The organism is Kitasatospora sp. NPDC089509 (assembly GCF_044749365.1).
In the GTDB taxonomy this organism is placed as follows: domain Bacteria; phylum Actinomycetota; class Actinomycetes; order Streptomycetales; family Streptomycetaceae; genus Kitasatospora.
The window spans coordinates 152,747-165,503 of sequence record NZ_JBIVHS010000006.1 but is presented as its reverse complement, the minus strand read 5'-3'; the positions used below and the strand labels follow the sequence as shown (position 1 = coordinate 165,503).

8 protein-coding genes are annotated in these 12,757 nt (G+C 74.9%); all 8 read left to right on the top strand.

Going from position 1 to position 12,757, the window contains the following annotated elements; translation table 11 throughout:
• Positions 1 to 2: 2 nt before the first annotated feature.
• The 8 genes from ACIP4P_RS15225 (at position 3) to ACIP4P_RS15190 (ending at position 12,752) form a co-directional block, all read left to right on the top strand.
• A complete protein-coding gene (locus ACIP4P_RS15225; RefSeq protein WP_400918120.1) occupies positions 3 to 716 on the top strand; it encodes a 4'-phosphopantetheinyl transferase superfamily protein in 714 nt (237 codons plus the stop codon).
• Positions 717 to 751: 35 nt separating this feature from the next.
• A complete protein-coding gene (locus ACIP4P_RS15220) occupies positions 752 to 2,689 on the top strand; it encodes an AMP-binding protein (RefSeq protein ID WP_400918117.1) in 1,938 nt (645 codons plus the stop codon).
• Complete coding sequence (locus ACIP4P_RS15215; RefSeq protein ID WP_400918114.1) at positions 2,689 to 8,334, top strand: SDR family NAD(P)-dependent oxidoreductase; 5,646 nt, start codon at positions 2,689 to 2,691, stop codon at positions 8,332 to 8,334. Before ACIP4P_RS15220 ends, ACIP4P_RS15215 begins: the two co-directional genes overlap by 1 nt.
• Positions 8,327 to 9,226, top strand: a complete 900-nt coding sequence (locus ACIP4P_RS15210; RefSeq protein ID WP_400918111.1) for a 3-hydroxyacyl-CoA dehydrogenase family protein — start codon at positions 8,327 to 8,329, stop codon at positions 9,224 to 9,226. The genes ACIP4P_RS15215 and ACIP4P_RS15210 overlap by 8 nt, the downstream gene beginning before the upstream one ends.
• 66 nt (positions 9,227 to 9,292) lie before the next feature.
• On the top strand, positions 9,293 to 9,562 hold the full coding sequence (locus ACIP4P_RS15205; RefSeq protein ID WP_350513169.1) for a phosphopantetheine-binding protein: 270 nt from the start codon (positions 9,293 to 9,295) through the stop codon (positions 9,560 to 9,562).
• A 63-nt stretch (positions 9,563 to 9,625) separates the two neighbouring features.
• A complete protein-coding gene (locus tag ACIP4P_RS15200) occupies positions 9,626 to 10,798 on the top strand; it encodes an acyl-CoA dehydrogenase family protein (protein ID WP_400918108.1) in 1,173 nt (390 codons plus the stop codon).
• A complete protein-coding gene (locus ACIP4P_RS15195; RefSeq protein WP_400918105.1) occupies positions 10,795 to 11,976 on the top strand; it encodes an HAD-IIIC family phosphatase in 1,182 nt (393 codons plus the stop codon). The genes ACIP4P_RS15200 and ACIP4P_RS15195 overlap by 4 nt, the downstream gene beginning before the upstream one ends.
• Entirely contained in the window at positions 11,973 to 12,752 is a 780-nt protein-coding gene (locus ACIP4P_RS15190) for a thioesterase II family protein (RefSeq protein ID WP_400918102.1), read from the top strand. Before ACIP4P_RS15195 ends, ACIP4P_RS15190 begins: the two co-directional genes overlap by 4 nt.
• The last annotated feature ends 5 nt before the right edge of the window (positions 12,753 to 12,757 follow it).

Genomic DNA, 12,757 nt, shown 5'->3' with positions numbered 1-12,757 from the left:
CCGTGCGGCTGCTCTGGGACGACGTCCGGCGCGGTGCGGCGCGGGCCGCGCGGCAGCACGGCGGGCACACCGCCGCCGCCCGGCAGGACCAGTGGTACGCCGCCCGGCACACCCTGAAGACCGGGCTGGTCCGGCTCGGCCTGGTGCCCGACCTGCCCGACGCCCACCGGCGGATCGGACTGGCCGGGCCGGGCGCCGTCCGCCGGATCAGCTGGGACGGCGCCGATCTGCGGCCCGCCGTCCAGTTCTCCCTCGCGCACACCGCCGAGCAGGTGGTGGTGGCCCTGCGGCGGGAACCGGCCGACGGCACGGCGCCGAGCGGGCTGGGCGTCGACGCGGAGACCGAGTGGGCCACCGCCGAGCGCAACCTGCACCGGTTCGGCACCGCGGCCGAGCTCGACGCGCTGCGCCGGGCCTGCGGCCCGGTCCGGCCGCTGCACCTCTGGTGCGTCAAGGAGGCACTGGCGAAGGCCTCCGGCCTGGGCTTCCGGATCCCGCCCCGGCGCTACCGCCTGCACCCCGCCACCGACGACGAAGCCGGCGCCGCACCGCACCGCCTGACCGTCGAGATCGTCGAGACCGCCGGAGCCGGAGCCGGAGCCGGAGCCGGACCGCCGGGCCACGGCCCCCGCCCCGCCCGGGTCCGCCTCGGCACCCGGACCGCCGCCGGCCGGCCGCCCACCGCGTGGGCGGTGGCCGAGCTGCCGACGCGCTGAACCCCCGCCCAACGACGCCGACATGGGAGATGACCGTGACCGAGGACGCACCGATCACCGGCATCGGCCGACTGATCGCCGACCAGGCCGATGCCCGGCCGGACGCCGACGCCCTCCTCGCCCCCGACCGGACCCCGCTCACCTACCGGGCGCTCGCACTCCGGATCGAGGAGATCGGGCGGACGCTGAACAGCTTCGGGATCGGCCGCCCCCACCGGGTCGCCCTGGTGCTGCCCAACGGCCCCGACCTCGCCGCGGCGTTCCTCGGCACGGCCGCGTACGCCCAGAGCGCCCCGCTCAACCCCGCCTACCGGGAGCCGGAGTTCGCCTTCTACCTCGCCGACATGCGGGCCGACGCCCTGCTGGTCGAGGCGGGCGACGACTCGCCCGCCGTGACGGTGGCCCGCCGGCTCGGCATCCGGATCATCGAGCTGAGCTCCCGGCCCGGCACCCCCGCCGGCCGGTTCGACCTGCACTGCGCCGACCCGGGCACGCCGGTCGCCGCCGAGGACGGGGGCCCGGCGGGCCCGGACGACACCGCGCTGATCCTGCACACCTCCGGCACCACCGACCGGCCCAAGCTCGTCCCGCTCACCCACGCCAACCTGAACGTCGCCGCCCGCAACACCGGCGCCGCCTTCGCCCTCGACGAGCACGACCGCTGCCTCAACCCGATGCCGCTGTTCCACGCCCACGGCCTGACCAGCACCCTGCTGGCCACCCTGGTCCGCGGCGCCGCCATCGTCTGCACCCCCGGCTTCAGCGACACCGGCTTCTACCGCTGGCTGGAGGAGTTCCGGCCGACCTGGTACACCGCCGTGCCCGCCATGCACCAGGCCCTGCTGTCCGTCGCCGACGACCACCGCGAGGTCCTCGCCGCCAGTCGGCTGCGGTTCATCCGCTCCGCCTCCGCGCCGCTGCCCGGCCCGACCCTCACCGCCCTGGAGGACGCCTTCGGGGCCCCCGTCGTCGAGGCGTACGGCATGACCGAGGCGGGCTCGCTGGTCACCAGCAACCCGCTGCCGCCCGGCGAGCGCAAACCCCGTTCGGTCGGCCTGCCGGTCGGCGGCCCGGTCCTGGTGCTCGACAAGGCGGGCCGCCCGGTGCCGGTCGGCGAGTCCGGCGAGATCGCCATCCGGGGCGCCAACGTGATGGCCGGCTACGAGGCCAACCCGGAGGCCAACGCCCGTGCCTTCACGGACGGTTGGCTGCGCACCGGCGACGAGGGGCGCCTCGACGAGGACGGCTACCTGTACGTGGTCGGCCGCAGCAAGGAGATCATCAACCGCGGCGGCTCCAAGGTCGCCCCGGTCGAGATCGACGACGTGCTGGCCGGCCACCCCACCGTCAAGCTCGCCGTCGCCTTCGGCGTCCCGCACCCCACCCTGGGCGAGGACGTCGCGGTGGCCGTCGTCCCGCAGCCCGGTGCGACGGTCGTCGAACGGGACCTGCGCGAGTACGCCCGGGAACGGCTCGCCGACTTCAAGGTCCCCAGCCGGGTGTTCGTCGTCGACGACGTCCCGCGCAGCCCCACCGGCAAGGTGCAGCGGCTGCGGCTCGCCGAACGCCTGGCCGCTGCCGCCACCGCCGCCGACGGGCCCGGTCACCGGGCCGCCCCCGCCGACCCGCTGGAACGGCGGATCGCCGCCGTCTGGTCCGAGGTGCTCGGCACCGAGGAGTTCGGCGTCGACGACAACTTCTTCGACCTCGGCGGCAACTCGCTGCTGCTCAAGCGGGTCGCCGCCGGGCTCGGCGAGCAACTCGGCCGCGAGGTACCGCTGTTGGTGCTGACCATGTGCCCCACCGTCGGGACCCTGGCCGAGCACCTCGCCGAGGAGCCCGCCCGGCCCGCCGACACCGACACCGACCCCGTTCCCGCCCCCGACAGCCGGGAACGGCTCGACCGCGGCCGCGACCGGATGCGGCGCCAGCTCGACCGGCGGCAGGCCGGCTCCCGGAAGGAGAACAGCTGATGGCGTACACCGACGAGCCGACCGGCCTGGAGATCGCCGTCATCGGCCTGGCCTGCCGCTTCCCCGGCGCGAACGGCCCCGAGCAGTACTGGGAGAACCTGCGCAGCGGCACCGAGTCGATCAGCTTCTTCACCCCCGACGAACTCGCCGCCCAGGGCGTCCCGGAGGCCCTGCGCGCCGACCCCGACTACGTCGCCGCCCAGGGCGTCCTGGCGGACGCCGACCGGTTCGACGCCGACTTCTTCGGCATCAGCCCGAAGGAAGCCGACCTGATGGACCCCCAGCACCGGGTGCTGCTGCGGTGCGCCTGGGAGGCCCTGGAGGACTCCGGCCACGACCCGCGCGCGGTGCCCGGCCGGGTCGGCGTGTACGCGGGCAGCTACTACAACAGCTACGTCGACCACGTGGACGGCCGGATCGACGGCGAGGACCCCGGCGAGGTGTTCGCCCGGAACATCGCCAACGAGAAGGACTTCCTGGCCACCCGGATCGCCTACAAGCTCGACCTGTCCGGCCCCGCCCTCACCGTGCAGTCCGCCTGCTCCACCTCCCTGGTCGCCGTGCACCTGGCCTGCCAGGCGCTGCTCAGCGGCGCCTGCGACACCGCGCTCGCCGGGGGAGCGACGGTCCGCGCCCACCAGCAGCAGGGCTACCTGTTCCAGCCCGGCGGGATCTTCTCCGCCGACGGCCACTGCCGGCCCTTCGACGCCACCGCCCAGGGCACCGTCGCCGCCAACGGCGCCGGGATGGTCGTCCTCAAGCGGCTGGAGGACGCGCTCGCCGACGGCGACCCGATCCGGGCCGTGATCAAGGGCTCGGCGGTCGGCAACGACGGCGCCCAGCGGGTCGGCTTCACCGCGCCCGGCGTGGCCGGCCAGGTCCGGGTCATCCGGGACGCCCTCGACGCCGCCGACGTCGACCCCGCGACCATCGACTACGTCGAGGCCCACGGCAGCGCCACCCCGCTCGGCGACCCGATCGAGATCGAGGCCCTCACCCAGGTCTTCCAGGGCCTGGCACCCGGCAGCTGCGCCATCGGCGCGGTCAAGGGCAACATCGGCCACACCCACGCCGCCGCCGGCGTCGCCGGACTGATCAAGACCGTGCTGGCGCTCCAGCACCGGCAGATCCCGCCGAGCCTGCACTTCGAGATCCCCAACCCGGCCATCGACTTCGACGCCGTCCCGTTCCGCGTCAACACCCGGCTGGCCGACTGGCCCACCGGGCCCGTCCCGCGCCGGGCCGGCGTCAGCTCCTTCGGCATGGGCGGCACCAACGCCCACGTCGTCCTGGAGGAGGCCCCCGCCCCGGCCCGCCGCGACCCCGGCCGCGCCCGCGTCCTGCTGCCGGTCACGGCCAGGACCGCCACCGCCCTGGAAGCCGCCACCGACCGCCTCGCCGACCGCCTCGACGGCGCCGGCGCCCCCGACCTGGCCGGCACCGCCCGCACCCTGCAGACCGGCCGCCGCCACCACGGCCACCGGCGGTTCCTGATCGCCGAGTCCACCGCCGAGGCGGCCCGCGCACTGCGCGAGCGCACCCCGAACGCCGTCCGCACCGGCCACCACGACGGCAGCCCCCGGCAGGTCGCGTTCGTGCTCCCCGGACTCGGCGAGCAGCGGATCGGCATGGGACGCGAACTCCACGCCACCGAGCCGGTGTTCCGGGCCGCCCTGGACCGCTGCGCGGAGGGCTTCCGCCCGTACCTCGGCCTGGACCTGCGCGAGCTGATCCACCCCGCCGGGGCCCCAGACACCGCCGCCGCCGGCCCCGACCTGCGGCGGATGCTGCGCGGCCCCGCCGCCGCGGAGCGCACCGAACTCGACCGCACCCGGTACGCGCAGCCCGCCACCTTCGCGATCGAGTACGCGCTGGCCCGGCTCTGGGAGTCCTGGGGCGTGCGGCCGAGCGCGCTGATCGGCTACAGCATCGGCGAGTACACCGCCGCGCACCTGGCCGGGGTCCTCTCGCTGGACGACGCCATCGCGCTGGTCGCGCACCGGGCCCGGCTGATCGACGGCCTGCCGGCCGGCGCCATGCTGGCCGTGCCGCTCTCCGAGGAGCAGGTGCTCGGCCTGCTGGACCAGGACCTCTCGCTGGCCGCCGTCAACGGGCCCGCGCTGTGCGTGGTGGCCGGCACCGCCAAGGCCGTCGGCGCGCTGGAGGCCCGGCTCGCCGCGGACGGCGTCGCCGCCCGGCAGCTGCAGACCACCCACGGCTTCCACTCGCACCTGATGGACCCGATCGTCGAGGAGTTCGCCGAACTCGCCGCCGGGGTCGCCCTCCACCCGCCGACCGTCCCGTACGTCTCCAACGTCACCGGCGACTGGGCCGACGCCGGCCTGGTCACCGACCCGGCGTACTGGGTGCGCCACCTGCGCCTGCCGGTGCGGTTCGCCGACGGCGTCGGCCGGCTGTGGCAGCAGCCCGGCCGGGTCCTGCTGGAGACCGGTCCCGGCCAGTCCCTGACCAGCCTGGCCCTGCAGCTGCGACCCGCCGCCGCGGCGCCGGGCGTGGCGCTGGCCTCCATGCCGGGCCGGTTCGACCGGCAGGGCGAGGAACGGTTCCTGCTGAACACCGCCGGGGCGCTCTGGGCGGCCGGCGTGGACCCGGACTGGACGGCCGTCAGCGGCGGCAACGACGCGACCAGGGCCGTCCTGCCGCCGTACCCCTTCGAGGAGGCCCGGCACTGGATCGACCCGGCGCCCCGCACGGCCGCCCGCAAGGCCGCCCGCTCGCTCGCCCGGCGGGCCGACCTGGCGGACTGGTTCCACACCCCCGTCTGGGAGTCGCTGCCGCCCCGCCCGCTGACCGGCGCCCCGGAGCCCCGCAGCTGGCTGCTGTTCACCGACGAGGCGGGGGTCGGCGACGCGCTGGCCGCCCGGCTGCGCGCCGACGGCCACCGGGTCGGCACCGTCCGGGCGGGTGACGGCTGGCGCGAACTCCCCGACGGCGACTACCGGATCGCCCCCGGCAGCGAGGCCGACCACCGGCGGCTGGTCGAACGGCTCACCGCCGACGGCGCCCCGCCGGAGCGGATCGTCCACCTGTGGAGCGTCGGTCCGCGCCGCTCCGCCGAGGAGACCCTGGAGCGCGGCTTCCACAGCCTGCTCCGCCTCGACCAGGCCCTCACCGCCGCCGCGCCCGACGCCCCGCTTGACCTCACGGCGGTCTCCAGCGACGCCTTCGCCGTCCTCGGCACCGAACCCGTCGCCCCGGAGAAGGCCACCCTGACGGGCCCCGCGCTGGTCCTGCCGCTGGAGCAGCCCGACACCGTCTGCCGGGCCGTCGACCTGTCGCTGCCGCCGGGCCGCGACTGGACGCCCGAGGACACCGAACTGCTGTACGCCGAACTCCTCGACCAGCCGACCCGGCCGCTCACCGCCCTGCGCGGGCGCCGCCGCTGGGAGCGCGGCCACCGGCCGGTCCGGGTCGAGGCCGTCGCGGACGGCCGGACCCCGCTGCGCGAGCACGGCGTCTACCTGATCACCGGCGGCTTCGGCGGCGTCGGCCTCTCGCTGGCCCGTCACTTCGCGGCCGCCGCCCGGGCCCGGCTGGTCCTGGTCGGCCGGACCGCGCTGCCGCCCCGGGAGCGCTGGCAGGCACTGCTCGCCGACGACGGCGCGGACCCGGCGGTGGGGGAGCGGATCCGGGCCGTACTGGAGCTCGAAGAGCTCGGCGCGCAGGTGCTGACCGCGGCCGCCGACGTCGCCGACCCGGCCGCCATGGACCGGATCGCCGACCAGGCCGTGGAGCGGTTCGGCGCCGTGCACGGGATCGTGCACGCGGCCGGCGTCCCGGCCGCCGGGCTCGCCCAGCTCAAGACCGCCGAGGCCGCCGACCGGGTGCTCGGCCCGAAGGTCCGCGGCGGTCTGGTGGTCGACGCGCTGGCCCGCCGGCTCGCCCCCGACTTCACCGTCCACTGCTCCTCCAGCCTCGCCCTCACCGGCGGCGTCGGACAGATCGACTACGTCGCCGCCAACGCCTTCCTGGACGCCCTGGCCCAGCACAACGAGGCCACTGGCGGCCCCCGCACGGTGTCGGTGAACTGGGACGGCTGGCAGGAGGTCGGGATGGCCTTCCGCACCATCGGCGCCGGCGGCGACCGGCCCGCCGAGGGCCGCACCGGCCCGGTCGACCACCCGCTGATCGACGCCTGCCTGCGCGACGACGAGGCCGTCGCCGTCTACGCGGTGGCGCTCAGCGTCGCCACCTCCTGGCTGATCGACGAGCACCGGATGGCCGGCAACGCCGTCGTCCCCGGCACCGGCCACCTGGAACTCGCCCGCGCCGTCCACGAGCACCAGAGCGGCGACCCCCGGGCCGTCCTCGACCGGGTCACCTTCCTCTCCCCGGTGGTCATCGGCGAGGACCAGCGGCGCGAACTGCGGGTCGTGCTGGACAAGCGGCACAGCCCGCCGCGCTTCGCCGTGATCAGCCGGGAGGCCGCCGCCGACTCCGCGGTCGGTGCTGGCGATGTCCGGGCCGAGGAGGACGGCTGGCAGGTGCACGTGACCGGCTCCGTCGGCCCGGTCGGCGAGGACACCGCCCCGCCCCGCCGCCACGACGTCGCCGAACTGATCGCCCGGGCCGGGATGCGCGACCTCGGGGCCGTCGACCACACCGGCCCGATGGGCTTCGGCCCGCGCTCCCGCTGCCTGCGCCGGGTGCACCTCGGCGAGAAGGAGGCGCTGGCCGAACTCGAACTGCCCGCGGAGTTCGCCGGCGACCTGGAGCGGATCGCCCTCCACCCGTCCCTGCTCGACCTCGGCGCCGGCTTCCACGGGATGAACCTGGCCGAGGAGTTCCGGATCCCGCTCAGCTACGGCCGCCTCACCCTGCTCGCCCCGCTGCCCCGCCGGATCTACAGCCACCACCGCTTCCACGAGGCGGACCGGCCCGGCAAGGAGACCTTCACCGCGGACTTCACGCTGCTGGACGAGACCGGCCTGGAGACCGTCCGGGTCGAGGACTTCCTCCTCAAGCGGGTCGCCGACCTGGAGACCCGGCTGGAGGCGCTGCGCGACGGCACCTCCCGGGAGACCGCGAGCTACCGCTTCCCGCCCGCCGCCACCACCGTCCCCGCCACCGCCGGACGGCCGGGCGACGCCGGATCGCTGCGCGACCACCTCGACCAGGGCATCCGGCCCGCCGAGGGCGTCGAGGCGCTGCTGCGGCTGCTCGCCGCCGGCCTCGGCCCGCAGGTCGCCGTGGTGGCCAAGGACCTGGACGCGGTGTTCGCCGACATCCGGGCCCACCGGGTGGGCGCCCCGGCGGACGGTCCGGCGGAGTCCGTCGCCGTCCACCCGCGCCCCGGCCTGCTCACCGAGTACGCCGAACCCCGGGACGACACCGAGAGCGCGCTGGCCGGGCTCTGGGCCGAACTGCTCGGCCTGGAACGCGTCGGCGTGCACGACGAGTTCTTCGAGCTCGGCGGCCACTCGCTGCTCGGCCTCCAGCTCGCGGCCCGGATCCGCCGCCAGTTCGGCCTCGACCTGGCGCTGAACGCCCTCTTCGAAACCCTGACCGTGGCGGAACAGGCCGCCGCGCTCCGGCCACGCCTCGACCCCAACCCGACGACCGCCGGCCCGGATGGGCCGGGCCCGGCCGACGGCCCACAGAAGCGGAGCACAGCAGATGTCTGACATCCACACGGTCGGCGTGGTCGGCGCCGGTGTCATGGGCACCGGCCTGGCCCAGGCGCTCGCCCAGACCGGCCACCGGGTCCTGCTCGTCGACCGGACCAAGGAGATCCTCGCCGCCGCCGAGCGCACCATCGGCCAGGGCCTGCGGTTCGGGCGGCTGCTGGGCGCCAAGGCGTCGGGCGCCAAGGGGCCGGAGGCCGAGCGCCCCAAGGAGGACCGGGCGACCGTCCTCGGACGGATCGGCTACACCACCGACTACGAGGGCTTCGACGAGGCCGACTTCGTGATCGAGAACATCACCGAGGACTGGGGCCTGAAGAAGGGCGTCTACGAGCGCCTGGACGCGCTCTGCCCCGAGCGCACCGTCTTCGCCGCCAACACCTCGGTCATCCCGATCACCCGGATCGGCGCGGCCACCTCCCGCCCCGACCGGGTGCTCGGCATGCACTTCATGAACCCCGTCCCGCTCAAGCCGACCGTGGAGATGATCCGCGGCCACCACACCTCCGCCGCGACGGTGGACACCGCCCGCACCCTGCTGGCCCAACTGGGCAAGGAGGGGATCCTGGTGGAGGACTCGCCGGGGTTCGTCACCAACCGGGTCCTGATGCTCACCGTGAACGAGGCGGTCTACCTGGTCCACGAGGGCGTGGCCGGCGCCGAGGACGTCGACCGGATCTTCAAGACCTGCTTCGGCCACACCATGGGCCCGCTGGAGACCGCCGACCTGATCGGCCTGGACACCATCCTGCAGTCCGTCGAAGGCCTCTACACCGCGTTCAGCGACAGCAAGTACCGGCCGTGCCCGCTGCTGGTCCGGATGGTCGACGCCGGCCTGCTCGGCCGCAAGAGCGGCCAGGGCTTCTACAGCTACGCCACCACCCTGGCCTGACCCCGCCGCACGCCCGTACGTCCGTACGTCCCGCCACAACCGACCGAGCAGGAGGAACCGCCCGCCATGACGACGGCCGACCACAAGCCGCAGATCCTCGCCTTCCTCGCCCAGTTCTTCGGCGAGCACCGGCTCACCGACGACGAGGACATCTTCGCCACCGGATTCGTCAACTCGCTCTTCATCATGCAGCTGGTGCTGTTCGTCGAGGGCGAGTTCGACATCACCGTCGACGACGACGACCTGGAGATGGCCAACTTCAACACCGTGCGCGCGATCGACGCGCTCGTCACCCGCAAGCGCGGCGCGGTGGGCGCCGCCGCCCAGCGCTCCTGACCGTCCGGGCCGCCCGCCGCCCGTGACCTTCCCGACCGCAGAGACGAGGCAAGAGAGGGACCGATGGCCATCAGAGTGCAACTGACCGAGCGTCAGGCCGCCGCGCGGGAGGAGTACGAGTCCTTCGCCCGGGAGGCCGTCGCCCCGCACGCGGACGCCTGGGACCGCGCCGAACGCCTCCCCGAGGAGTTCGTCAAGGAGTTCGCCGCCCGCGGCCTGCTGGGCGCCGCCGTCCCGGCCGGGTACGGCGGCACCGAACTGGACCCGATCACCTTCGGCCTGCTCAACGAGGAACTCGGCCGCGGCTGTTCGTCCGTGCGCAGCCTGGTCACCGTGCACGGCATGGCCTCGTACGCGGTCGCCCGTTGGGGCGGTGAGCAGCAGCGCGCGCACTGGCTGCCCAAGTTCGCCACCGGCGAGGCGATCGGCGCCTTCGCGCTCACCGAGCCCGGCGCCGGCAGCGACGTCAAGGCCCTGCGGACCGAGGCCCGGCGCACCGCGGACGGCTTCGCGCTCACCGGCGAGAAGCGCTGGATCACCTTCGGCCAACGCGCCGACGTGTACCTGTTGTTCGCCCGCCTGGACGGCCGGGAGGCCGCCTTCCTGGTGCCCCGGGACGCCCCCGGACTGACCGTCCGGCCGATCACCGGCGTCCTGGGCACCAAGGCCTCGATGCTCGCCGAACTCAGCCTCGTCGACTGCCTGGTGGCGCCCGAGGCGCTGCTCGGCCGGCCCGGCTTCGGACTGGCCGCCGTCGCCGCGACCGCCCTCGAACTGGGCCGGTACAGCGTCGCCTGGGGCTGCGTCGGCCTCGCCCAGGCCTGCCTGGACGCCTCCCTCGACCACGCCGACCGGCGGGAGACCTTCGGCGTCCGGCTCCGCGACCACCAGCTGGTCCAGCGGATGATCGCCGACATGGCCACCGGCACCGCCGCCGCCCGGCTGCTCTGCCAGCAGGCCGGCTGGCTGCGGCAGGACCGCTCCACCGAGAGCCTGCACGCCACCTGGCTCGCCAAGTACCACGCCTCCCGCACCGCGTTCCGCTCCGCCTCGGACGCCGTCCAGGTGCACGGCGCGCACGGCTGCGGTCCGGACTACCCGGTGCAGCGCTACCTGCGCGACGCCAAGGTGATGGAGATCATCGAGGGCAGCACCGAGGTCCAGCAGGCCACCATCGCCGAATCCGCCTACCACTCCCGCCACCGCACCACCCCCACCGAAAGGGTGACGGCATGACCGCCCAGGGCACCGCCGACCAGCCGGACGGCACCACCGCCGAGCCGGCCGCCGCGACCGCCGCGTCGCCCGCCGCGTCGGACGGCAGCACCGCGGACAAGCCCGCCAAGACCGTCAAATGCGTCGTCTGGGACCTCGACCACACCGTGTGGGACGGCATCCTGCTGGAGGACGGCGAGGCGCCGCTGCGCCCCGGTCTGCGCGAGGTCATCGTCGAACTCGACCGCCGCGGCATCCTGCACTCCATCGCCAGCCGCAACGACCACGACGCCGCCACCGAGGCGCTGCGCCGGCACGGTCTGCTGGACTACTTCCTCTACCCGCAGATCAACTGGAACGCGAAGTCCTCGTCGATCCGCTCCATCGCCACCTCGCTCAACCTCGGCCTGGACGCGTTCGCCTTCGTCGACGACGACGCCTTCGAACGCGGCGAGGTCGCCTTCGAGCTCCCCGAACTGCTGGTCCTGGACGCGGCGGAGGCCGTCGGCCTGGCCGACCGGCCGGAGTTCTCGCCCCGGTTCATCACCGACGACTCCGCCCGCCGCCGCGAGATGTACCTCGCCGACCAGGAGCGCACCCGGGTCGAGAAGGACTTCACCGGCCCCCAGGAGGCCTTCCTGGCCACCCTCGGGATGACCCTCACGATCCACCCCGCGCGGGCGGACGACCTCCGCCGGGCCGAGGAACTGACCGTCCGCACCCACCAGTTGAACACCACCGGCTACACCTACTCGTACGACGAGCTGGACGCCTTCCGGCTCTCCGACAGCCACGAGCTGCTGGTCGCCCGACTGGAGGACCGGCACGGCCCGTACGGCACCATCGGCCTGGTGCTGCTCGCCAAGGACCCGGACGCCTGGACCGTCAAGCTGCTGCTGATGTCCTGCCGGGTGATGTCCCGCGGCGTCGGCGGGGTGATCATCAACCACCTGCGCCGCCGGGCCCGGGAGGCCGACACCCGCCTGCTGGCCGAGTACCTGCCGAACGGGCGCAACCGGATGATGCTGATCACCTACAAGTTCACCGGTTTCCGCCAACTCCCCGGCGAGGACGGGCTGAAGCTGTTCGAGGCCGACCTCGCTGAGGTCCCCGGCGACCCGGACTACCTGACCGTCCGCACCCCCACGGCGGCGGAGCTGGCCGACGACGTCCCGACGGCAGCGGACCGGCAGCCGTGACGGCGGCCGGCAGCCCGTGGGTGGTCCGGACCGAGCCCAAACCCGGGGCCCGGCTCCGGCTGGTCTGCTTCGCCTACGCCGGCGGCGGCAGCTCGGCCTTCGCCGACTGGCCGCGCACCCTGCCCGAGGACGTCGAGGTGTGCGCGGTCCGGCTGCCGGGCCGCGAGTCGCGGATCTTCCAGCCGGCCTACACCGACGTCGAGGACCTGCTGCCCGACCTCACCGAGGCACTGGCCGACCACCTCCGGCCCCCCTACGCCCTGTTCGGGCACAGCATGGGCGCGCTGATCGCCTTCTCCTTCGCCCGCCGGCTCCGCGCCCTCGGCGCCCCCGCCCCCGACCACCTGGTGGTCTCCGGACGCCGGGCCCCGCAGCTCACCCACAACCGGCCGCTGATCCACCACCTGCCGCAGGAGCAGTTCCTGGACCGGATCCGGGAACTGGGCGGCACCCCGGAGTCGCTGCTGGCGGACGCCCGGGTGATGCGGCTGGTCCTGCCGGGGCTGCGGGCCGACTTCCAGCTCAACGACTCCTACGCCTACCGCCCGGAGGACCCGCTGAGCGTCCCGATCACCGCCTTCGGCGGGCGCGCCGACCCGCACGTCGACCCCGAGGGCCTCGCCGCCTGGGCCCGGCAGAGCACCGGCGCCTTCACCCTGCGGATGTTCGAGGGCGGGCACTTCTTCCTGCACAGCGACCAGACGGAGGTGCTGCGCGAACTGTCCCGGCTGCTGCGCCGGCCGACCGACCGGATCGCCGGAGCCGTCGCCCGGTGAACCCG

Bases quoted from the DNA above. Each gene is read 5' to 3' on its own strand.
- ACIP4P_RS15215 (WP_400918114.1), top strand. From the start codon at position 2,689: ATGGCGTACACCGACGAGCCGACCGGCCTGGAGATCGCCGTCATCGGC.
- ACIP4P_RS15210 (WP_400918111.1), top strand. From the start codon at position 8,327: ATGTCTGACATCCACACGGTCGGCGTGGTCGGCGCCGGTGTCATGGGC.
- ACIP4P_RS15205 (WP_350513169.1), top strand. From the start codon at position 9,293: ATGACGACGGCCGACCACAAGCCGCAGATCCTCGCCTTCCTCGCCCAG.
- ACIP4P_RS15200 (WP_400918108.1), top strand. From the start codon at position 9,626: ATGGCCATCAGAGTGCAACTGACCGAGCGTCAGGCCGCCGCGCGGGAG.
- ACIP4P_RS15195 (WP_400918105.1), top strand. From the start codon at position 10,795: ATGACCGCCCAGGGCACCGCCGACCAGCCGGACGGCACCACCGCCGAG.